This window comes from Pseudomonas sp. 910_21, assembly GCF_052850735.1.
The window spans coordinates 628,487-648,891 of the sequence record NZ_VXCY01000001.1 but is presented as its reverse complement, the minus strand read 5'-3'; the positions used below and the strand labels follow the sequence as shown (position 1 = coordinate 648,891).

The following is a 20,405-nucleotide window of genomic DNA, read 5'->3' as shown; positions in this document are numbered from 1 at the left end:
AGTAACTCAGGTGACAACCCATGAATGATTTACAGCTCGACGAATTCAAGACCGACGAAAACGCTGCGATGGTGTTGCTGGTGGATGACCAGGCCATGATCGGCGAGGCCGTGCGGCGTGGGTTGGCGAATGAGGAAAACATCGACTTCCACTTCTGCGCCGATCCTCACCAGGCCATCGCCCAGGCCATCCGCATCAAGCCCACGGTGATCCTCCAGGATCTGGTAATGCCGGGGCTGGACGGCCTGACCCTGGTGCGCGAATACCGTAACCATCCGGCGACCCAGAACATCCCGATCATTGTCCTCTCCACCAAGGAAGACCCGCTGATCAAGAGCGCGGCCTTTGCCGCCGGGGCCAACGACTACCTGGTCAAGCTGCCGGACAACATCGAGCTGGTGGCGCGCATCCGCTATCACTCCCGCTCCTACATGACCCTGTTGCAGCGCGATGCCGCCTACCGTGCGTTGCGGGTCAGTCAGCAGCAGTTGCTGGACACCAACCTGGTGCTGCAGCGGCTGATGAACTCCGACGGCCTGACTGGGCTGTCCAACCGCCGGCACTTCGACGAATACCTGGAGCTGGAATGGCGTCGGGCAATGCGTGAGCAGAGCCAGCTGTCGTTGCTGATGATCGACGTCGACTACTTCAAGACCTACAACGATACCTTCGGCCACCTGGAGGGGGATGAAGCCCTGCGCAAGGTGGCCACGGCGATTCGCGAGGCCAGCAGCCGGCCTTCCGACCTGCCGGCGCGTTACGGTGGCGAAGAGTTCGTGCTGGTGCTGCCCAACACTTCGCCGGGCGGGGCGCGACTGGTGGCGGAGAAGCTGCGCCAGACCGTGGAAGCCCTGAAAATCCCCCATATCGCGCCGGTGGAGGGCGCCAGCCTGACCATCAGCATCGGGCTCTCCACCATAACGCCGCAGCCCAACAGCCATTGCCGGCAGTTGATTTCGGCCGCGGACAAGGGGTTGTACCTGGCGAAAAACAATGGCCGCAATCAGGTCGGGATCGAGTAGGCGGGTTCGGCGTGCGCTCTAGGCGTCAGCCATTTGCGTGGCCGGCGCCTGATCCTGTGGGACCTCCACCAGGGTGTCTCTGAACAGGTAGTAGCTGTGGCTCGCGGTGTGCCGACAAGTGAGCTTTACCGCTTCGATGCGATAGGTGGTGTAGGTGTTGAGTGTCTTGTCGATGAACCAGTTGTTCAGCAGGTTGCCAGGGGCGATCGGGTAGTCGCCAAAGCGGTAGTCCATGTAGCCGCCCCTATGGACGTGGACCCAGCGACAGCTGAACCTGGCCTGCAGCCATTGGGTTCGCTCACCGACCTCATCCACCAGCATTCTCGTGCGGTAGTAGATCCACCACCACAAAAAGATCAGCCAGGGCACTACCAGGGCGCAGGCCAGCGCCGGTGAGACCATCAGCCAGATTCCCATCAATGGCATAAAGGCCAGTGCGCTGAAGAGCGCGGCGAAAAACGCCTGGACGCCTCTCCCGTTTCGGCGCTCCCTGCGCTGGATCTTTTCTATTTCTGCGCTGTTGAGTGTGCGTCCCATGAGCCTACTGCTTGCGTGTCATTTCAGGTGGGATTGTATAGCGTCGGCCGGTCTCAAGGGCGCCATGGTTGTACATCGCGGCCTGTGAGTATCGAAGGCGGTGTGCCTTGCCGAACAGGGCTTGCAGGTAAGGGAGGGCAATGAAATTCAGTGTGCACTTGGATTTCAGTGGGGCTGTCGCTGAAATTAGATGGCTGATTGGCCTCTAAAGCCGCTAAGCGGGCTGCCGTGATTCGGTGATTCCGTTATAATCTTCGGCTTTCAAAAGTTCGCCAACGAGTGCCGCCCCCCATGGAAATCAACCCGATCCTTAACACCATCAAGGACCTGTCCGAGCGCTCCGAAACTATTCGGGGGTATCTTTGACTACGATCAAAAGCATGAGCGTCTGACCGAGGTCAATCGCGAGCTTGAAGATCCGAGTGTCTGGAACAAACCCGAATACGCCCAGGAACTGGGCCGCGAGCGCGCTGCGCTGGCGCAGATCGTCGATACCCTGGACGAATTGAATGGTGGCCTGGCCGATTGCCGCGATCTGCTGGACATGGCCGTCGAAGAAAACGACGAAGGTGCAGTGGGCGATGTCGTCGCCGAGCTGGCCCGTCTCGAGGAAAACCTCGCCAAGCTAGAATTCCGCCGCATGTTCAGCCACGAAATGGACCCGAACAACGCCTACCTGGACATTCAGGCCGGCTCCGGCGGTACCGAGGCCCAGGACTGGGCCAACATCCTGCTGCGCATGTACCTGCGCTGGGCCGACAAACGCGGTTTCGACGCGACCATCATGGAGCTGTCGGCCGGTGAAGTGGCCGGGATCAAGGGCGCGACCGTGCACATCAAGGGCGAATACGCCTTCGGCTGGCTGCGCACCGAGATCGGCGTACACCGCCTGGTGCGCAAGAGCCCGTTCGACTCCGGCAACCGTCGCCACACCTCGTTCTCCGCGGTGTTCGTCTCGCCAGAAATCGACGACAAGGTGGAAATCGAAATCAACCCGGCAGACCTGCGGATCGATACCTATCGTTCTTCCGGTGCCGGTGGTCAGCACGTAAACACCACTGACTCGGCCGTGCGTATTACCCACGTACCGACCAACACCGTGGTCAGCTGCCAGAACGAACGTTCCCAGCACGCCAACAAGGACACCGCCATGAAAATGCTGCGGGCCAAGTTGTACGAGCAGGAAATGCAGAAGCGCAACGCGGCTTCCCAGGCCTTGGAAGACACCAAGTCGGACATCGGCTGGGGTCATCAGATTCGTTCGTACGTGCTCGACGCGTCGCGGATCAAGGACCTGCGCACCAACATCGAACGCAGCGACTGCGACAAGGTGCTCGACGGCGACATCGACGAGTACCTGGAAGCCAGCCTGAAATCCGGACTGTAAAAAGACGCGATACAGGATCGGCTGATTCAACGCGATCCCTGTAGGAGCCAGCTCTGCTGGCGATCCCCGGGCCGCAAGGCCCGGGGGCAACGAACCTGATGGAATATCTAAAGACATGAGCGACCAACAACTCGACCCGCAAGCCCTGCAACAGGAAGAAAACTCCCTGATCGCCCTGCGCAAGGAAAAGCTTGCTGCCGAGCGCGCCAAGGGCAATGCCTTCCCGAACGACTTCCGCCGCGAAAACTACTGCGAAGATCTGCAGAAGAAGTACGCCGACAAGACCAAGGAAGAGCTGGCAGAGGCGGCGATCCCGGTCAAGGTTGCTGGTCGCATCATGCTCAACCGTGGCTCGTTCATGGTCATCCAGGACATGACTGGGCGGATTCAGGTCTACGTCAACCGCAAGACCCTGTCCGAAGAAACCCTGGCCGCGGTGAAAACCTGGGACATGGGCGACATCATTGCCGCCGAAGGCACCCTGGCCCGTTCCGGCAAGGGTGACCTGTACGTTGAAATGACCCACGTGCGCCTGCTGACCAAATCCCTGCGCCCGCTGCCGGACAAGCACCACGGCCTGACCGACACCGAGCAGCGCTACCGCCAGCGCTACGTTGACCTGATCGTCAACGAAGACGTGCGTCAGACCTTCCGCGTACGTTCGCAAGTCATTGCCCACATCCGCAGCTTCCTGATGAAGCGCGACTTCCTCGAAGTCGAAACGCCGATGCTGCAGACCATTCCTGGCGGCGCCGCGGCCAAGCCGTTTGAAACCCACCACAACGCGCTGGACATGGAAATGTTCCTGCGTATCGCGCCTGAGCTGTACCTCAAGCGTCTGGTGGTTGGTGGTTTCGAGAAAGTGTTCGAGATCAACCGCAACTTCCGTAACGAAGGCGTTTCGACTCGTCACAACCCTGAATTCACCATGTTGGAGTTCTACCAGGCCTACGCCGACTACGAAGACAACATGGACCTGACCGAAGAACTGTTCCGTGAACTGGCGCAGCTGGTGCTGGGCAGCACCGACGTGCCGTACGGCGACAAGGTGTTCCACTTCGGTGAGCCGTTCGCCCGTCTGTCGGTGTTCGACTCGATCCTCAAGTACAACCCTGATCTGACTGCCGATGACCTGAACGACATCGACAAGGCGCGTGCCATCGCCAAGAAGGCCGGCGCCAAGGTGCTGGGCTTCGAAGGTCTGGGCAAGCTGCAGGTGATGATTTTCGAAGAGCTGGTCGAGCACAAGCTGGAGCAGCCGCACTTCATTACCCAGTACCCGTTCGAAGTGTCGCCGCTGGCCCGTCGCAACGACGAGAACCCCAACGTCACCGACCGTTTCGAGCTGTTCATCGGCGGCCGCGAGATCGCCAACGCCTATTCCGAGCTCAATGACGCGGAAGACCAGGCCGAGCGCTTCATGGCCCAGGTGGCGGACAAGGACGCCGGCGACGACGAAGCCATGCACTACGACGCCGACTTCGTCCGTGCCCTGGAATACGGCATGCCGCCAACGGCCGGTGAAGGTATCGGCATCGACCGTCTGGTGATGCTGCTGACCAACTCGCCGTCGATTCGCGACGTGATCCTGTTCCCGCACATGCGGCCACAAGCTTAAGCGTTGTGAATAAGAAGCCGCCTTCAACAGGCGGCTTTTTATTGTCTGGCTGCAACTGACGTACCGCTTCTAATTCTGTGTGATTTTTAAGAGGGAATACCTGTCGTGAACCGCGCAATTGCTCAAGAAGGTGCAGCCGGCATCGCCACTGCGGTGGCTGAAAGTGTCCAGTACCAGGGTCGCAAGGCCAGCCGGCAGGGCAGTGAGCAGCGTAGACAGGAGATTCTTGATGCCGCCATGCGCATTGTGGTGCGTGACGGTGTGCGGGCCGTGCGCCATCGTGCGGTGGCTGCCGAAGCCGGTGTGCCCTTGTCGGCCACCACCTATTACTTCAAGGATATCGATGACCTGCTCACCGATACCTTCGCCCAGTACGTGGAACGCAGCGCGGCGTTCATGGCCAAGCTGTGGGCCAGCAATGAAGGCCTGCTGCGGGAAATGGTGGCCTACGGCGACGGCAGCGCCGCGTCCCGTTCGCAGCTGGCCGATGATATCGCCCGACTGACCGCCGATTATGTGCAGCGCCAGTTGCACAATCGTCGCGAGCACCTGATGGCCGAACAGGCCTTCCGCCAAGAGGCACTGCTCAACCCGCGCCTGGCGCAGCTGGTGCGCTCGCACCAGCAGATCCTGCTCCAGGGCACCTGCCAGTTCTTCCAGGTCCTGGGCTCCCGGGAGCCGCAGCAGGATGCCAAAGTGTTGACGTCTATAATCGGCCGGATGGAATATCAGGGCCTGCTCAACGGCACCGAGCCGCTGGCCGAGGAAGAGATGCTCGGCATTCTCACGCGCTACATGCATCTGGTTCTGGCTTCGGTCTGATGCGCCTGGCACGGCTGACCGGCTGCGGCCTGTCGGTCGTAGCCCGCGCCAGCGGCTAGAGTCATTCTGGAGTTCATAGGAGAGTTGCATGCAAGCCTGGCGCATTCTGATTGCCCTGTCGTTCCTGCTGCTCAGTGGTTGCCTGGTTGCCTTCAAGGACCCGCTGCCGGCTGAACAGGCGGCGCCTGTCCAATTGCTGGGCAAGTGGGCCAGCAAGAATGCCTGGGGCGAGCCGCTGAATATCCAGCTCAGCCAGATCGGCGCCAACCGCTACCGCGCTTCGAGTTACCCCGGTGGCACGGCGCGCCCGCGCGACGCCTATGACTTCACCGTGTCCCGGCACGGTAACCGCTGGTACCTGTCGGCCGCAGTGCCCCAGGCTTTTGGCGGGCACTACAGCATTGCCGGGTTCGAGCTGACGGCAAAACACGAACTGGTGCTCTATACCCTGGATCTGGAACAGATTCGCCAGGCCCTGGGTCAAAAGGCCTTGAGCGGCGAAGCCATGACCACGGCCGAGGGGGATGGGGTGCTGATCAGCAGCCCGTTGCCCGAGGTCTTCGCCTACCTTGATAACCCCGCCAATTCCGACCTGTTCGTCGAGGCGGCGCGCTTCAAGCGCGTGGGCAAGTGACCCTGCGCTACAGACCCATTCAATAGGAGTTTCGGGTGGACGATTACCAGCAGACGATACGCACTTTGTCCGATCGCATAGTGCTGGCACAGACACCGATCCGTGTGCTGGATGCGGTGAAGTGGGACGAGAACATCCGCAAGGGCTTTCTCAAGGCCAAGGGCAAGGAAATGCCGGCGGTGGATCGCGCCTATTACGAAGGGCGGCCGCTGTCCTTCGATTCGGGCGCGGTGAAGCTGGAGTTCCAGAACATCGAGCGCGACATCACCCGCCAGTTGGGCCAGTTCAATCCGGTGGGCCAGATCATGCGCCGCATGTGCAAGGAATACCGCATGGTGGTGCGCATGCTCGAAGCGCGGGGGACCGCTGATTTCGGGCTGATTTCCCAAGAGCTTTACGGCGCCGCGTCCGATGCCTTCCACGCTGGTGATCCGACCCTGGCGGACCTCGGGCTGATGATGTCCGACTACCTGAACAACATCGACGGCCGCGGCGATCTCAAGGACGAACCCAAGGTTCTCAGTGCCAAGGAGGCGGTGAGCCTGCTGCAAAGCCGGTTGAACAAAGTGTTCGGCGAGGCCGAGGAAACCATCCGCGTATTCGAGTCCGACGGCATTGTCGCCGACGCGGCGGCGGGTGCCGACTACATCAAGATCCGCAGCGATGCGATGTTCAACGAACGTGATGTGCGGGCTTTGGAAGTCCATGAGGGGCTGGTGCATGTGGGCACCACCTTGAACGGTCTCAACCAGCCCATCTGCACCTTCCTGGCCAAGGGCCCGCCGTCGTCCACGGTGACCCAGGAAGGCCTGGCGATCCTGATGGAGATCATCACCTTCGCCTCCTACCCGAGCCGCCTGCGCAAGCTGACCAACCGCACCCGAGCCATTCACATGGTGGAGGAGGGCGCTGACTTTCTGCAGGTGTTCGAGTTCTTCCGCGAACAGGGTTTCGAGATGGCCGAGAGCTACGGCAACGCCAGCCGGGTGTTCCGCGGTTCGGTGCCCAACGGGCTGCCGTTTACCAAAGACTTGTCCTATCTCAAGGGCTTCATCATGGTTTACAACTACATTCAGCTGGCTGTGCGCAAGGGCAAGCTGGAGCAGATCCCCTTGCTGTTCTGCGGCAAGACCACCCTGGAAGACATGCGAACCTTGCGCCAACTGGTGGATGAAGGCCTGGTGGTGCCACCCAAGTACCTGCCCGACCAGTTCCGCGACATGAATGCGCTGTCGGCGTGGATGTGTTTCTCCAACTTCCTCAACCACCTGAGCCTGGACCGGATCGAGGCGGACTACTCCAATATCCTTTGAATTTTTCCGGGGGCGCACATGGACGTATTCATAGATACACGGAGTGGCCGATGATGCGTTTGTTGGCCGCACTGACGTTGCTGCTGTGCCTCACTGGCTGCAGCTCGCTGCTGTTCTATCCCGAGCCAGGACTGCCCTTCACCCCCGAACGGGCCAAGCTTGAATACCGTGACATTACCCTGACCACCGCCGACGGCCTCAAGCTGCATGGTTGGTGGCTGCCGGCCAAGCCGGGCGTGGCCGTCAAGGGCACGGTGCTGCACTTGCACGGCAACGGCGGCAACCTGGCCTGGCATCTGGGGGGCAGTTGGTGGCTGCCGGAGCAGGGCTATCAGGTATTGCTGCTGGACTACCGCGGATATGGCTTGTCCGAAGGTGCGCCGAGCCTGCCGGCGATCTACCAGGATGTCGACGCCGCGTTCAAATGGCTGGACCAGGCGCCGGAGGTTCAAGGCAAACCCTTGATCGTCCTCGGACAAAGCCTTGGGGGCGCCCTGGCCATTCACTATCTGGTTGAGCACCCCGAGCGTCAGGCCCAGCTCAAGGCCATCGTCCTTGACGGTGTGCCGGCCAGCTACCGTGATGTCGGGCGTTATGCCCTGAGCACGTCCTGGCTGACCTGGCCGTTGCAGGTGCCTTTGTCGTGGCTGGTGCCGGACGCCGACAGCGCGGTTCACCTCCTGCCGCGCCTGACTGGCGTGCCGAAACTGATCTATCACAGCATCGACGATCCGATCGTGCCCCTTTCCAATGGCATCCGGGTGTATCAAGCTGCGCCGCCACCGCGGGTCCTGCAGCTGACCCGCGGTGGCCACGTGCAAACCTTTGCCGATCCGACCTGGCGCCGCGTGATGCTGCGCTACCTCGACGATCCGCAGCATTTCGACGGGTTGCGCCGCCTGGGGGAAATCCCCAACTACCCGGCGACCCCGAATTCAGCAGTTGAACCTCCAGAGAGTCCGCAATGAGTGAAGAACGCAACGCCATTCCAATGATCATCACCGGTATCTGCAGCATCATCGTTACCGTGGGTAGCCTGTGGTACTACGGCTACCTGCACTTCGCCAAGCCGGAGGACGCGTTGTTGCTCAGCGACTTCACCATGCTCAAGACCGTGCCCGGCGAAGACTACAAGATCTCCCTGCAACCGGCCGATGAAGTGGCCCAGTGCATCGATGGCGTGCTGGTGCTGTTCGACACCCAGCAGAAGGGGCTGACCGGGGTGCTGGTGAACAAGAAGAAGCAAGCCGTGCGCTGCATGGGCCAGGAAACCCCGCAGTTGGAGCAGTGATCGGTTCGCCGGCAAGCCGGCTCCTACAGGGGTAATCGCATAAAAAAACGCCGCCGACCTGAAGAGGTCGGCGGCGTTTTGTTTGACCTGCCTATAAAGGCAGGGTGCCCCGTCAGTTGCGGCTGATGGCCGAACGTGGCGCTACCGGCTGGTTGTCGTTGGAAATGGTCACTTCCACGCGACGGTTCATGGCGCGGCCGGAAACACTGCCGTTATCGGCTACCGGATACTCCTTGCCATAACCCTGGCTGACGATACGCGCCGGGTCGACGCCCATGCGGATCAGGGCCATCTGCACCGAGCCGGCACGGCGCTCGGACAGAGACTGGTTGTAGGAATCGCTACCGGTGCTGTCGGTGTAGCCTTCGACGATCACCTTGCGGTCCGGGTTCTCCTGGAGGAATTGCGACAACTTGTTGATGTTCACCAGGCCGTTGGATTTCAAGTCGGACTTGTTGGTGGCGAACAGCACGTCACCGAAGGTCACCAGGGTGCCGCGATCGGTCTGCTTGGCGTTGAGGCTGTCCTGCAGTTGCTTGATCTGCGCGTTACGGGCATCGAGGATGGCGCGGGCGCGCTGGTCGCCGGCGTCCTTGAGCTTGGCTTCGGCGGTCCGCAGAGCGATGGTTTCCTTGGCCACTTCAACCCGCTGGTTGGTCAGGTAGGCCAGTTGGTCGACCTTCTTCTCGTCATCCTTGTTCAGGTACGCCTTGTCGGCCTTGTCCATCCAGTCGGCGGCGTCCTTGGTTTCCAGGGCCGCGACTTTGCTGGCCTGCGGGTTGGCCTGCAGGGCGGAGAAGTTGGTCCGGGCGTTTTCCAGGTTGGCGTTAGGCGGGGTGGAGCAGGCCGCCAGGGCTACGCTCATGGCCAACAGGGCAGGGATCATCAGTTGTTTGCGCATAATGGTTCGTCCTTTCAATCAAATACGAGTACGTGGGAATCGGCGGCGGCTTACTGCACGCTGCGCATACCTTCCTGACGCAGTTCCTGAACGCCTTTCTGCGAGTCTTTCAGCGCTTGCTCAGCCTTGGCTGCCTGGGCCTTGCGCTCTGCTACGCGGGCATCCCACTCGGCTTGTTCAGCCAGGCGACGGGCTTCGTCGTACTTCTTGTCGTGCATGGCAATCTCGGCTTGCTTGAGCTTGTCCTGGGCCGACTTCATTTCCACGGCGGCGAACTCGGTACCACCGGCGCTCACTGCGCTGTTGACCGCAGATTGCGTGACCGCGTACTGCTCGGAAGGCGGGTTACCGGCACAACCGGCCAGTACCATGCTGCTACCGAGGGCCAGCGCGGCCAGCTTCAGCCCGCGCAGAGAGGTGAACGAGGATTTGGCAGTGCTGATCTTCATGGTCTTCAACTCCATTGGGTAACTCCTGAAAACATCAATATCCATCCCGGTCCTGGCGCCGTGACGCTGAGCGACGACGAGCGCTGATGGCAAAATTTGAAACGGCCGTTCCAGTGATGGCTAATGGGTGTGACCCGAGGCTTTTTTGAATAGTTCAGAGAAAGATGGCGATTGGCCGGAAAAAAATCTGACGCCTTGGTCAAGGCTCTAAATCCGGAACTTTTGCCGTGCGCAGGGGTATCCCCGGCCCTTTTCAGGACCGGGAACGATGGTTTTCAACAGGGAAACGAGCGACGGCGGACTCAGTGTTTCGGCTTGTCGGTCTGGCTCGACATCAGTTGCAGATGCTGGCGTGACAAGGCCAGGAAGCGAGGGGTGGGGCCGATATCTTCGTACAGCGGATCGCCTTCCTCGTCGGTGGCCACCACGTGCTGACCCTGGATGTAGGGGAAGCTTGCCTCGAGCTCTTCCAGGGCGGCGCCGATCAGCTCGCCAAGGAGCTCTTCGGTATGGCGTTTGGGGTACATCTCGGAGAGGGCGGCCAGGCGTGCGGCGGCTTCCACATCCAGGTGAATCCGGTAGCCGGTCTTGGTCAGGCGACCCTTGGCGTTTTCTTCCCAATGTTGCGCGAGTTCACGGATTTTCATGATGACCTCAATGAACACCTGCTCGTGGCAGGTTGGGTTGAGTGACCGGCCCGGGCCGGTGCGTGGCCCTTGTGCGGCCTACTGTTGAGACTAGCTCCATCGCCGAAGGTTGGGCGCCGGTTTGCCACGTGCTTGCTAAGGGACGCGTGCAAGCGGCACTCTTGAGCCTTCCGTGCCGCCTTGAGTCTGCTGGAGAACACCTCGATGACCGATATTGATGCGCGCTTGCGCGAAGACGTTCACCTCTTGGGAGAACTGTTGGGCAATACCATCCGTGACCAGTACGGGGAGGCTTTCCTCGACAAGATCGAGCAGATTCGCAAGGGCGCCAAGGCCGATCGCCGGGGTTCACCGGGGGCCGAATTGAGCGCCAGCCTTGACCAGTTGAGCGAGGACGAACTGCTGCCGGTGGCCAGGGCCTTCAACCAGTTCCTCAACCTGGCGAACATCGCCGAGCAGTATCAGTTGATCCACCGTCGCGACGAGTCGCAGCCGGCGCCGTTCGAAGCCCGGGTGCTACCGGAGCTGCTGGCGCGTCTGCGGGCCGCAGGGCATTCCGCCGACGCCCTGGCCCGGCAGTTGGGGCGCCTGGAGATCGAGCTGGTGCTGACCGCTCACCCCACCGAAGTGGCGCGCCGTACCCTGATCCAGAAATACGATGCCATTGCCGGGCAACTGGCGGCCCAGGACCATCGCGATCTCACCAGCGCCGAGCGCGGGCAGATCCAGGAACGCCTGCAGCGCTTGATTGCCGAAGCCTGGCACACCGAGGAAATCCGCCGTACTCGGCCGACGCCCGTGGATGAGGCCAAATGGGGGTTCGCTGTGATCGAGCACTCCCTGTGGCAGGCCATTCCCAACTACCTGCGCAAGGCCGACAAGGCGCTGTTCGAGGCTACCGGGCTGCACCTGCCGCTGGAGTCGGCGCCGATCCGCTTCGCTTCGTGGATGGGCGGCGACCGTGACGGCAACCCCAATGTCACCGCCAGCGTGACCCGGGAGGTGTTGTTGCTGGCGCGCTGGATGGCTGCCGACCTGTATCTGCGGGACGTCGATCACCTGGCCGCCGAACTGTCCATGCAGCAGGCCAGCGCGGCCTTGCTGGCCAGGGCCGGGGACAGTGCCGAGCCGTATCGGGCACTGCTCAAGCAATTGCGCGAGCGTCTGCGGGCTACCCGTAACTGGGCGCATGCGGCGCTTGGCGCTCCGGTACCGGCGGGGCCCGAGGTCTTGCAGAACAACCGTGATCTGCTGGAGCCGCTGCAGCTGTGCTACCAGTCGCTGCATGAATGCGGAATGGGGGTGATCGCCGATGGTCCGTTGCTCGATTGCCTGCGGCGGGCAGTGACGTTCGGCCTGTTCCTGGTGCGTCTCGATGTGCGTCAGGACTCCAGTCGGCACACCTCGGCCATGACCGAGATCACCGACTATCTGGGCCTGGGCCGCTATGAAGACTGGAGCGAGGAAGACCGCATCACCTTCCTGATGCGTGAACTGAGCAGTCGCCGCCCCTTGCTGCCGGGTTATTTCAAACCCTCGGCAGACACGGCGGAGGTGCTCGCTACCTGTCGCGAGATCGCCGTCGCCCCAGCGGCTTCCCTGGGTTCCTACGTGATTTCCATGGCAGGCGCGGCCTCCGATGTGCTGGCGGTGCAGTTGCTGCTCAAGGAGTCCGGAGTGTTGCGGCCGATGCGTGTGGTGCCGCTGTTCGAGACCCTGGCGGACCTGGACAACGCCGGTCCCGTGATGGAGAAACTGTTGCACATGCCGGGCTATCGCTCACGCCTGCAAGGGCCCCAGGAAGTGATGATCGGCTATTCCGACTCGGCCAAGGATGCCGGGACCACCGCCGCGGCCTGGGCGCAGTACCGGGCTCAGGAACGGTTGGTGGATATCTGCCGTGAACAGCAGGTGGAACTGCTGTTGTTCCATGGTCGCGGCGGTACTGTCGGGCGCGGCGGCGGTCCGGCCCACGCGGCGATCCTGTCGCAGCCTCCGGGTTCGGTGGCCGGGCGCTTCCGCACCACCGAGCAGGGGGAAATGATCCGTTTCAAATTCGGCCTGCCGGACATCGCCGAGCAGAACCTCAACCTCTATCTGGCGGCGGTACTGGAAGCCACCTTGCTGCCGCCGCCCCCTCCGGAGCCGGCCTGGCGCCACCTGATGGACGAACTGGCCAGCGACGGGGTCCAGGCCTATCGCGCGGTGGTGCGGGACAACCCGCAGTTTGTCGAGTACTTCCGTCAGTCCACCCCGGAGCAGGAGCTGGGACGCCTGCCCCTGGGCAGTCGGCCGGCCAAGCGCCGCGCCGGTGGCATTGAAAGCCTGCGGGCCATTCCATGGATCTTCGGCTGGACCCAGACGCGCCTGATGCTGCCGGCGTGGCTTGGCTGGGAGGCGGCCTTGAGCAAGGCGCTGGCCCGGGGCGAGGGTGAGTTGCTGGGGCAGATGCGTGAGCAATGGCCGTTTTTCCGCACCCGTATCGACATGCTGGAGATGGTCCTGGCCAAGGCCGATGCTGACATTGCGCGCTCTTATGACGAGCGCTTGGTTGAGGCGGAACTGCTGCCATTGGGTGCGCATTTACGCGACCTATTGTCGCAGGCCTGCGCGGTGGTCCTGGGCCTGACCGGGCAGTCGCAACTGCTGGCCCACAGCCCCGACACCCTGGAGTTCATCCGCCTGCGCAATACCTACCTCGACCCGCTGCATCTGTTGCAGGCGGAGTTGCTGGCGCGCTCGCGCAAACAGGAGGCGCCGCAAGGAAGCCCCGTGGAACAGGCGCTGCTGGTCTCCGTGGCGGGTATTGCCGCCGGTTTGCGCAATACCGGCTGAGGCTGCAGAGGGCGGCGGGGCTGCTTTGGCACAGCCCTGGTCGGGACAATCCCAAGGTGTCGTGCAGATTCATCTGGCGACACTTTGTTATGGGGTTGCGACTTGTTCTACCGTGCCGATGGGGCACAAAAGGGCCGGGTTCCTCCGACTTTCGACTGCTTGTGTGCGCTGTGTCGGCTGTGTATCTTGATCAGCCTTTGGCCGTTTGGGCGGTCACTATCCTATTTTTGAGATTGGCCCCACGAGGCGAATCCGAGCGTTTCTAAATAAAAAATTGAGGAGCACATCGATGCGCGTAATTCTGCTGGGAGCTCCCGGGGCCGGTAAAGGTACTCAGGCAAAGTTCATCACCGAAAAGTTCGGCATTCCACAGATCTCCACCGGCGACATGCTGCGTGCTGCGGTCAAGGCCGGCACCGAGCTGGGCCTCAAGGCCAAGAGCGTGATGGACAGCGGTGGCCTGGTGTCTGATGACCTGATCATCAATCTGGTCAAGGAACGCATCAGCCAGGCCGACTGCGCCAATGGGTTCCTGTTCGACGGCTTCCCGCGCACCATTCCTCAGGCTGAAGCACTGGTCAAAGCCGGTGTGGAGCTGGACAACGTAGTGGAAATCGCTGTTGACGACGAAGAGATCGTCCAGCGTATCGCCGGTCGTCGTGTGCATGAGGCTTCGGGCCGGGTGTACCACACCGTCTATAACCCACCGAAGATCGCTGGCAAGGACGACATCACCGGTGAAGACCTGGTGCAGCGCAAGGACGACACCGAAGAAACTGTGCGTCATCGCCTGTCGGTCTACCATTCCCAGACCAAGCCACTGGTGGAGTTCTACCAGCAGCTGGCCGCCGCTCAGGGCAAGCCGAAGTACAGCCATATCCCTGGCGTAGGTTCGGTGGAAGTGATCACCGCCAAGGTGCTCGAAGCCCTGAGCTGAGTTGCCTGATCGTTTGATCGTTCAACGGCCCGCTTGCGGGCCGTTGCTGTTTATAATGCGTCACTTTTTTCAATGCCGATGGAACCCCCGATGAGCACCTTGCTGGCCCTGGACACCGCGACTGAAGCTTGCTCCGTTGCTTTGCTGCATGACGGCAAGGTTACGAGCCATTACGAGGTGATCCCCCGCCTGCATGCGCAGAAGCTGTTACCGATGATCAAGGAACTGCTGGCCAATGCCGGTACCACCTTGCAAGCGGTGGATGCCATTGCCTTTGGCCGTGGACCTGGCGCCTTCACCGGCGTGCGGATTGCCATTGGCGTGGTGCAGGGGCTGGCCTTCGCCCTGGAACGTCCGGTGCTGCCGGTGTCCAACCTGGCGGTGCTGGCCCAGCGCGCCTTGCGTGAGCACGGTGCGACCCAGGTTGCCTCGGCCATCGATGCGCGCATGGATGAGGTCTACTGGGGTTGCTATCGGGAAACGGCCGGCGAAATGCGTCTGGTGGGGGCCGAGGCGGTGTTGCCGCCAGAAGTCGCCGCCTTGCCGGAAGACGCCGCTGGAGACTGGTTTGGTGCGGGCACCGGCTGGGGTTATGGCGAGCGCATCGCGGTCACGCTCAGTGGTCAGGATGCGGGCATGCTGCCCCACGCTGAAGACCTGTTGACCCTGGCTAAATTCGCCTGGGAGCGGGGCGAGGCGATAGTCGCTGACGACGCGCAACCGGTCTATCTGCGCGACAAAGTGGCCACGCCCAAAGCCCGTTGAGGGTTGTCCAAGTGTCTGCGGGGGTTCAGATTTCTTCGGTGTAAAACGGCCAATCGTCTGGTTTTCAGAGTCGATCCTGCGCGGTTTTAAACCTTTTGGCTTTTCTGTGTTCTAGTTATCACTTGGGCATTTGCTAAGTCGAAGCAGTGCCGCTAAATTGCCATCATTGACCCCGGGCTTTTCAGTATGCGCATAGACGGCATCTCCTCTCAGTCCTACCCCATCAAGCGCAAGCCTCGTAAAGGCTTGGCGTTGGTAGATGAGTCTCTGGACGATGCCGAGGCCATTGAAGTCCAGTCCGAACCTTCGGCCCAAAGCCGTTCCCAGGCTTCTGCTCCCCGCACCGGTAATCTCCCCGCCCGTCCACAGGACATGGTCTTTCAGCGCGCGATGAAAAGGAGCGTGGCCAATGCCCTGGCCAGCTACCTGACCACCGCCGGTTTTGTCGATTGGGATCTGGAAGTGGTGGGGCTCGATCTGCATATCTGATGCTGCCTTATTTCCTGGGTTGTCCTTCCTGGAGCGAAAACGCCTGGCGTGAGTACCTGTACCCGGAGGACGCACGACCCAATGATTTCCTCGGCCTGTATTCCCAGGTCTTCAATGCCGTGGAAGGCAACACCACCTTCTATGCACGGCCCGCGCCCGGCACCGTGCAGCGCTGGGCCCAGATCATGCCCGAGCACTTTCGTTTCACCGCCAAGTTTCCCGGTGATATCAGCCACGGCGGTGACCTGCGGGAACAACTGAGCGCTGCCGAGACCTTTATCCAGTTGCTCAGTCCCCTTGGGGAACGCGTGTCGCCCTTGTGGCTGCAGTTGCCGGCCACCTTCTCCCCGCAGCGCCTGGCGGAATTGGCGGGCTTTATCGAGGGTCTGGAGCGGCCGCTGGCGGTGGAGGTCCGGCATCCGGAGTTCTTTGCCAAGGGCGATGCGGAGCGCATGCTCAACCGACTGTTGCGTGAGCGTGGCGTCGAGCGGATCTGCCTCGATCCGCGGGCCCTGTTCAGTTGCACATCCACCACTCCCGCAGTGCTGCACGCCCAATCGAAAAAGCCCAAGGTGCCACCGCGTCCTGCGGCGTTCACCCAATTTCCCCAGGTGCGCTTCATTGGCCATCCGGAGCTTGAGGCCAACGATCCGTTTCTCGTGCCCTGGATCGACAAGGTCGCCGGCTGGATCGAAGAGGGGCGTACCCCTTATGTCTTCCTGCACACCTCGGACAATCGACTGGCTGCTGAACTGGCCCGCCGTTTTCATGGCCAGCTGATGCAACGTTTGCCTGGCTTGCCCGCCTTGCCTGAGTTATACAGAGAGCCCGCCGCGGAGCAGCTCGGCTTGCTCTGAGGCGGTTTCATTGCCTTCTTCTGGAGCGAGCAAATGGACGCGCAAACCCTTCGAGCCAATGCCTTCAAGGCCCTGCATGAACGTGCCGGCGCCTTTGTCATTCCCAACCCCTGGGATGCCGGTTCCGCGAAGATGCTGGCCGGTCTCGGGTTCGAGGCTCTGGCCACCACCAGCGCCGGTTATGCCTTCTCCCTGGGGCGTCCGGATGCCGAGGGCGCCGTCAGCCTGGAAGACACCCTGGACAATGTGCGCGCAATAGTCGGTGCCAGCAGCCTGCCGGTGGCGGTGGACTTGGAAAACGGCTTTTCCGACAGCCCTGAAGGTTGCGCCCAGGCGCTGCTGTTGGCGGCAGCCAGTGGTGTGGTCGGAGGTTCGATCGAGGACGTCAGCGGTCGCGCCGACGACCCTATCTATGAATTCAACCTGGCCGTGGAGCGTATCGAGGCCTGTGCTGCCGCCGTGCGCAGCTTGCCATTTCCCTTCATCCTGACTGCCCGGGCGGAGAACCTGCTCCATGGCCGTGATGATCTGCCTGACACCATTCGCCGCTTGCAGGCCTTTGCCGAAGCCGGTGCCGATGTACTCTATGCGCCAGCCCTGCGCAGCGCCGAGGAGATTTTGCAGGTGGTGCGGGCTGTAGCGCCCAAGCCGGTAAACGTGCTGATGTCCGGTGGCCTCAACCTGAGCGTGGCGCAATTGGCGGAACTGGGGGTCAAGCGCATCAGTGTCGGTTCGGCCCTGGCCCGGGCCGCCTACGGGGCTTTCTACCGGGCTGCGGAAGATATCCGTGAGCACGGTCGCTTCGATTTTGCCGACCGCGCGATGCCGTTCCGGCAGATCAATCAATTATTCAAGCAGCCATAAAACGGGACATTCTGTGCGGGTGGTGAAAATTCTGGGCGTCCTGTTGTTGCTGGGCGCCTTGTTGTTGATCGGCATACGCCTGGGCTGGGTGCCGCTGGCGGATGCCTGGAACCCTTGGGCGCCGCTGGATCTAATGGCCAAGCCGAATCTGTTGACCCGCTTCAAGTTGGCGCGACTGCGGGACGATCCGCAGTTGTGCGACGAGGTGCTTGGCCGCTCCGGCCTGCGCACCAGCCGCCAGCCTGACAGTCGGGGCGATGTGGCCTGCCCATTGAGCAACACCTTGCGCGTGCAAGGTGGCGATGTTGCCTTGAGCAGCAGCTTTCTCGCCAGCTGCCCGCTGGCGGTGGCCTTTGCCCTGTATGAGCGCCATGGGCTGCAGCCCGCGGCGCAGGCGGTGTATGGACAGCGCGTGGCGCGGGTCGATCATCTGGGCAGTTTTGCCTGCCGCAATATGTACAGCCGTGAGAATGGTGCTCGCAGTCAGCACGCCAGTGCCAATGCCCTGGACATTGCCGGTTTTCGACTGGCGGACGGGCGCAGCATCAGCGTGCTCAGGGATTGGCCGAAGGACAGTGATGCGGGACGCTTTTTGCGGCTGGCCCGGGACGGTGCCTGCGGTGCATTCAATGTGGTGCTGGGGCCGGACTACAACAGTGCCCATCACAACCATTTTCATCTGGATGTAGGGCCTTGGTGGATATGTCGCTGAGGAGGGGGCTCAGGCGGCGATGCGCAGGTTCTGCAGAATCAGCGGACGCGCCCAGCCGATGTCGAAGTCCATCTGCCGTTGTTGTTCGATAAGCTCCTGCGCTGGGAATGGCTCGGCCGGTTTATCCAGCAGGTCCAGTTCGAATTCGGCGATGGGCAGGTGCAGTGGACGCGGTTCCGGCGCCGGGCCGGGAGTCGGTAGCGGTTGGCCGGCATTGAGCACGATCGGGCGAACCCAGCCACTCTCAAAGTCCTGCTGACGTTGCTGGGCAACGATTTCTTCTGGAGGGAAGGGCGGAGCCGGCTTGTCCAGCAGGTCCATTTCGAATTCGGCGATCGGCAGGAACAGCGGCTCAGGGGGGCGAACCTCGGTGTCCTGAACATCGCAATGGCGCTGGTTGACGATCTGCGTCAGTACATCGGTGCCGCCAACCGGCTCCACGGGACCATCGATGGCCACCGCAGGCAGCCCTTCAACGTTCGCGCCTTCCCCCTGTTGCTCGGCCAGGGCCTGGGCAAAGAAATCCTGCCACAGATGGCTGACGCCGCTCAGTGCCTGGGAATTGCGCAGGCCATAGTCGCCGTGGGGCGAGATATAACCTATCGATGTGCGTTGAATGTCTGACATTGCTCTCGGTCGACGCTGAGCTCTGGCAAAATGGCCGATAGTTCTGTTATCGGCAGTTTTTGCCGATCATTAATTTTTTGAGTGTGTTTTCAGATGAATGAGCAACCCGCGGCCTGCCGCATCAAAGTCGAGGCCTTGGACGCTGGATTCGCGCCGCAGGCTCAGCAATGGGCACAACGCCTGGGACTGCCGTTGCAGATCGAGGAGGCCGAGTTTGCCCTGCAGGTGGGCGAGCTGGGGCTGCAATTGCAGCAGCTGGGCGCCGATGCGCCAGGGCCGGTGCGGGTTGACTTCGTTGAAGGCGGCGCGGCCCATCGGCGGCTCTACGGTGGCGGCAGCGGGCAGATGATTGCCAAGGCGGTGGGCGTTGCTCAGGGCGTGCGGCCACGGGTGCTGGATGCCACGGCAGGCTTGGGCAAGGATGGGTTTGTCCTGGCGACCCTGGGCTGCGAGATGAGCCTGATCGAGCGCCAGCCATTAATTGGTGCGCTGCTGGAGGACGGGCTGGCCCGTGGTGCGCTGGACGCCGAGGTGGCGCCTATCGTTGCCCGCATGCACTTGCTCAAGGGCAATTCCATCGAACTGATGCGCAACTGGGAGGGCGAGCCGCCCCAGGTGATCTACCTCGATCCGATGTTTCCCCATCGGGAGAAAAGCGCCTTGGTGAAAAAGGAAATGCGTCTGTTCCGGCCGCTGGTGGGGGACGACAATGACGCTCCGGCACTGCTGGCCGCCGCCTTGGCCCTGGCCAGCCATCGGGTGGTGGTCAAGCGCCCGCGCAAGGCACCGTGCATTGAAGGGCCGAAGCCAAGCCATGGACTGGAAGGGAAATCCAGTCGCTACGACATCTACCCGAAGAAGGCCCTCAAGGCCTGAATCCGATGCAGGCGCCGGCTTGCTGGCAAAAGCGGTTTCAGGGGAGGGTTCCTGGTTGTAGGAGCCGGCTTGCCGGCGAAGGCGATCTCAGGGCCTCTTCGCTGGCAAGCCAGCTCCTGCACCAGCCAGTTCCCGCACAGGCCGGTTTCTATGGCCGATAGGCGCGCATGAACAGATCCACCACTTCCTGCACGTGCTCTTCTGCAGCCGCGCCTCTCAAGGGCTCGCCGCAACCATAGAGCAGGCGGAAGTTCGCCCCGCCCTTGAGCATGCAGAAGAAATGCTCGGCGGCATTGCGCGGCTTGTCGATGTGCAAGGTGCCCAGCTGATTGATTCGCCCCAGCAGCCGTTCCATACCCTGCAGAACGCGCTCGGGGCCGGCCTCAATGAACATTTGCGAGAGCTTGGGGTCCTGGTTGCCCAGGGCCATGATCAAGCGATGCAGGTTCACCGACTCATCGCTGTTGATCAACTGATGAAAGCCTCGTGCGATGTTCAACAGGACGCCTCGCACCGGTGTGTCGGGCGTCAGTTCGTAGATCAGCGTGGGCAGCTGCTCTTCGCACTTGGCCACCACGGCGGCAGTGAACAGGGTCTCTTTGTCGTTGAAATGGCTATAGACCGTGAGCTTTGAAACGCCGGCTTCGGCGGCGACCGCATCCATGCTGGTACTGGCGTAGCCATTGCTCAGAAACAGGGCTTTCGCTGCTTCGAGAATGGCCTGACGTTTGGCCAGATCCTTGGGCCTGCCTGGCCCAACGTTTGCGGAGTGATTGTCGGACATTTTTTTCGCTGTTAATACTGGACTGGTGAGTTTGCTAT

The 20,405-nt window shown here is 61.7% G+C and carries 22 protein-coding genes; 16 read left to right on the top strand and 6 right to left on the bottom strand.

Annotated features, from left to right (window positions below):
* The first annotated feature begins 20 nt into the window (after nucleotides 1-20).
* A complete protein-coding gene (locus FW796_RS03025) occupies nucleotides 21-1,022 on the top strand; it encodes a response regulator (protein WP_025127597.1) in 1,002 nt (333 codons plus the stop codon).
* A gap of 18 nt (nucleotides 1,023-1,040) precedes the next feature.
* On the opposite strand, the gene FW796_RS03020 is transcribed toward FW796_RS03025, so the two are convergent.
* Nucleotides 1,041-1,448 (bottom strand): hypothetical protein, encoded by a 408-nt coding sequence (locus tag FW796_RS03020; RefSeq protein ID WP_346633461.1) that lies wholly within the window; start codon nucleotides 1,446-1,448, stop codon nucleotides 1,041-1,043.
* Nucleotides 1,449-1,850: 402 nt separating this feature from the next.
* Between FW796_RS03020 and prfB the strand changes: the two genes are divergently transcribed.
* The 7 genes from prfB (at nucleotide 1,851) to FW796_RS02985 (ending at nucleotide 8,624) form a co-directional block, all read left to right on the top strand.
* Nucleotides 1,851-2,946, top strand: a protein-coding gene (gene prfB / locus FW796_RS03015) for a peptide chain release factor 2 (protein ID WP_099758102.1) whose coding sequence is annotated in 2 segments (ribosomal slippage) — nucleotides 1,851-1,922 and nucleotides 1,924-2,946 — 1,095 coding nt in all. Because the reading frame shifts where the segments join, the coding sequence is not laid out codon by codon here.
* A gap of 115 nt (nucleotides 2,947-3,061) precedes the next feature.
* Nucleotides 3,062-4,564 carry a lysine--tRNA ligase gene (gene lysS, locus FW796_RS03010; protein ID WP_446438998.1) on the top strand — a complete coding sequence of 501 codons (1,503 nt, stop codon included), beginning with the start codon at nucleotides 3,062-3,064 and terminating at the stop codon, nucleotides 4,562-4,564.
* A gap of 105 nt (nucleotides 4,565-4,669) precedes the next feature.
* Entirely contained in the window at nucleotides 4,670-5,386 is a 717-nt protein-coding gene (locus FW796_RS03005) for a TetR/AcrR family transcriptional regulator (protein WP_346633460.1), read from the top strand.
* 88 nt (nucleotides 5,387-5,474) lie between these two features.
* A complete protein-coding gene (locus FW796_RS03000; RefSeq protein ID WP_446438997.1) occupies nucleotides 5,475-6,020 on the top strand; it encodes a hypothetical protein in 546 nt (181 codons plus the stop codon).
* A 35-nt stretch (nucleotides 6,021-6,055) separates the two neighbouring features.
* The gene (locus tag FW796_RS02995; protein ID WP_346633458.1) at nucleotides 6,056-7,333 is read left to right on the top strand and encodes a flavohemoglobin expression-modulating QEGLA motif protein; all 1,278 of its coding nucleotides are present in this window, start codon (nucleotides 6,056-6,058) and stop codon (nucleotides 7,331-7,333) included.
* A 53-nt stretch (nucleotides 7,334-7,386) separates the two neighbouring features.
* Nucleotides 7,387-8,301, top strand: coding sequence for an alpha/beta hydrolase (locus tag FW796_RS02990; RefSeq protein ID WP_346633732.1), 915 nt, complete (start codon nucleotides 7,387-7,389; stop codon nucleotides 8,299-8,301).
* Nucleotides 8,298-8,624 carry a hypothetical protein gene (locus FW796_RS02985; protein WP_011059491.1) on the top strand — a complete coding sequence of 109 codons (327 nt, stop codon included), beginning with the start codon at nucleotides 8,298-8,300 and terminating at the stop codon, nucleotides 8,622-8,624. The genes FW796_RS02990 and FW796_RS02985 overlap by 4 nt, the downstream gene beginning before the upstream one ends.
* A 112-nt stretch (nucleotides 8,625-8,736) precedes the next feature.
* On the opposite strand, the gene FW796_RS02980 is transcribed toward FW796_RS02985, so the two are convergent.
* The 3 genes from FW796_RS02980 to FW796_RS02970 form a co-directional block, all read right to left on the bottom strand.
* Nucleotides 8,737-9,525, bottom strand: a complete 789-nt coding sequence (locus tag FW796_RS02980) for an OmpA family protein (protein WP_346633457.1) — start codon at nucleotides 9,523-9,525, stop codon at nucleotides 8,737-8,739.
* A gap of 50 nt (nucleotides 9,526-9,575) precedes the next feature.
* Complete coding sequence (locus FW796_RS02975; protein ID WP_016967758.1) at nucleotides 9,576-9,989, bottom strand: DUF4398 domain-containing protein; 414 nt, start codon at nucleotides 9,987-9,989, stop codon at nucleotides 9,576-9,578.
* A 287-nt stretch (nucleotides 9,990-10,276) separates the two neighbouring features.
* Nucleotides 10,277-10,621, bottom strand: a complete 345-nt coding sequence (locus tag FW796_RS02970; RefSeq protein ID WP_346633456.1) for a pilin assembly protein — start codon at nucleotides 10,619-10,621, stop codon at nucleotides 10,277-10,279.
* A gap of 204 nt (nucleotides 10,622-10,825) precedes the next feature.
* Between FW796_RS02970 and ppc the strand changes: the two genes are divergently transcribed.
* The 7 genes from ppc to FW796_RS02935 all read left to right on the top strand — a co-directional run bounded on the left by ppc (nucleotide 10,826) and on the right by FW796_RS02935 (nucleotide 18,080).
* Nucleotides 10,826-13,456, top strand: coding sequence for a phosphoenolpyruvate carboxylase (ppc, locus tag FW796_RS02965; protein WP_404938320.1), 2,631 nt, complete (start codon nucleotides 10,826-10,828; stop codon nucleotides 13,454-13,456).
* A gap of 289 nt (nucleotides 13,457-13,745) precedes the next feature.
* On the top strand, nucleotides 13,746-14,393 hold the full coding sequence (gene adk / locus FW796_RS02960; protein WP_346633454.1) for an adenylate kinase: 648 nt from the start codon (nucleotides 13,746-13,748) through the stop codon (nucleotides 14,391-14,393).
* Between the two features lie 90 nt (nucleotides 14,394-14,483).
* A complete protein-coding gene (tsaB, locus tag FW796_RS02955) occupies nucleotides 14,484-15,158 on the top strand; it encodes a tRNA (adenosine(37)-N6)-threonylcarbamoyltransferase complex dimerization subunit type 1 TsaB (protein ID WP_346633453.1) in 675 nt (224 codons plus the stop codon).
* 186 nt (nucleotides 15,159-15,344) lie between these two features.
* Complete coding sequence (locus tag FW796_RS02950; protein ID WP_346633452.1) at nucleotides 15,345-15,647, top strand: hypothetical protein; 303 nt, start codon at nucleotides 15,345-15,347, stop codon at nucleotides 15,645-15,647.
* A complete protein-coding gene (locus tag FW796_RS02945; protein WP_346633731.1) occupies nucleotides 15,644-16,504 on the top strand; it encodes a DUF72 domain-containing protein in 861 nt (286 codons plus the stop codon). The genes FW796_RS02950 and FW796_RS02945 overlap by 4 nt, the downstream gene beginning before the upstream one ends.
* Nucleotides 16,505-16,537: 33 nt before the next feature.
* On the top strand, nucleotides 16,538-17,368 hold the full coding sequence (locus FW796_RS02940; RefSeq protein WP_446438996.1) for an isocitrate lyase/PEP mutase family protein: 831 nt from the start codon (nucleotides 16,538-16,540) through the stop codon (nucleotides 17,366-17,368).
* A gap of 13 nt (nucleotides 17,369-17,381) precedes the next feature.
* Nucleotides 17,382-18,080, top strand: coding sequence for an extensin-like domain-containing protein (locus tag FW796_RS02935; protein ID WP_446438995.1), 699 nt, complete (start codon nucleotides 17,382-17,384; stop codon nucleotides 18,078-18,080).
* A 9-nt stretch (nucleotides 18,081-18,089) separates the two neighbouring features.
* Here the strand turns inward: FW796_RS02935 and FW796_RS02930 are convergent, their stop codons facing one another.
* The gene (locus tag FW796_RS02930; RefSeq protein ID WP_346633449.1) at nucleotides 18,090-18,707 is read right to left on the bottom strand and encodes an energy transducer TonB; all 618 of its coding nucleotides are present in this window, start codon (nucleotides 18,705-18,707) and stop codon (nucleotides 18,090-18,092) included.
* 93 nt (nucleotides 18,708-18,800) lie between these two features.
* On the opposite strand from FW796_RS02930, the gene FW796_RS02925 reads away from it, so the two are divergent.
* Nucleotides 18,801-19,583, top strand: coding sequence for a class I SAM-dependent methyltransferase (locus tag FW796_RS02925; RefSeq protein WP_346633448.1), 783 nt, complete (start codon nucleotides 18,801-18,803; stop codon nucleotides 19,581-19,583).
* Nucleotides 19,584-19,731: 148 nt separating this feature from the next.
* Here the strand turns inward: FW796_RS02925 and FW796_RS02920 are convergent, their stop codons facing one another.
* A complete protein-coding gene (locus FW796_RS02920; protein WP_346633447.1) occupies nucleotides 19,732-20,367 on the bottom strand; it encodes a TetR/AcrR family transcriptional regulator in 636 nt (211 codons plus the stop codon).
* Between the last annotated feature and the right edge of the window lie 38 nt (nucleotides 20,368-20,405).

Coding starts and splice junctions, on each gene's coding strand:
- FW796_RS03025 (WP_025127597.1), top strand. CDS start 21: ATGAATGATTTACAGCTCGACGAATTCAAGACCGACGAAAACGCTGCG.
- FW796_RS03020 (WP_346633461.1), bottom strand. CDS start 1,448: ATGCCATTGATGGGAATCTGGCTGATGGTCTCACCGGCGCTGGCCTGC.
- lysS (WP_446438998.1), top strand. CDS start 3,062: ATGAGCGACCAACAACTCGACCCGCAAGCCCTGCAACAGGAAGAAAAC.
- FW796_RS03000 (WP_446438997.1), top strand. CDS start 5,475: ATGCAAGCCTGGCGCATTCTGATTGCCCTGTCGTTCCTGCTGCTCAGT.
- FW796_RS02990 (WP_346633732.1), top strand. CDS start 7,387: ATGCGTTTGTTGGCCGCACTGACGTTGCTGCTGTGCCTCACTGGCTGC.
- FW796_RS02985 (WP_011059491.1), top strand. CDS start 8,298: ATGAGTGAAGAACGCAACGCCATTCCAATGATCATCACCGGTATCTGC.
- FW796_RS02980 (WP_346633457.1), bottom strand. CDS start 9,525: ATGCGCAAACAACTGATGATCCCTGCCCTGTTGGCCATGAGCGTAGCC.
- FW796_RS02975 (WP_016967758.1), bottom strand. CDS start 9,989: ATGGAGTTGAAGACCATGAAGATCAGCACTGCCAAATCCTCGTTCACC.
- FW796_RS02970 (WP_346633456.1), bottom strand. CDS start 10,621: ATGAAAATCCGTGAACTCGCGCAACATTGGGAAGAAAACGCCAAGGGT.
- ppc (WP_404938320.1), top strand. CDS start 10,826: ATGACCGATATTGATGCGCGCTTGCGCGAAGACGTTCACCTCTTGGGA.
- adk (WP_346633454.1), top strand. CDS start 13,746: ATGCGCGTAATTCTGCTGGGAGCTCCCGGGGCCGGTAAAGGTACTCAG.
- tsaB (WP_346633453.1), top strand. CDS start 14,484: ATGAGCACCTTGCTGGCCCTGGACACCGCGACTGAAGCTTGCTCCGTT.
- FW796_RS02950 (WP_346633452.1), top strand. CDS start 15,345: ATGCGCATAGACGGCATCTCCTCTCAGTCCTACCCCATCAAGCGCAAG.
- FW796_RS02940 (WP_446438996.1), top strand. CDS start 16,538: ATGGACGCGCAAACCCTTCGAGCCAATGCCTTCAAGGCCCTGCATGAA.
- FW796_RS02930 (WP_346633449.1), bottom strand. CDS start 18,707: ATGTCAGACATTCAACGCACATCGATAGGTTATATCTCGCCCCACGGC.
- FW796_RS02925 (WP_346633448.1), top strand. CDS start 18,801: ATGAATGAGCAACCCGCGGCCTGCCGCATCAAAGTCGAGGCCTTGGAC.
- FW796_RS02920 (WP_346633447.1), bottom strand. CDS start 20,367: ATGTCCGACAATCACTCCGCAAACGTTGGGCCAGGCAGGCCCAAGGAT.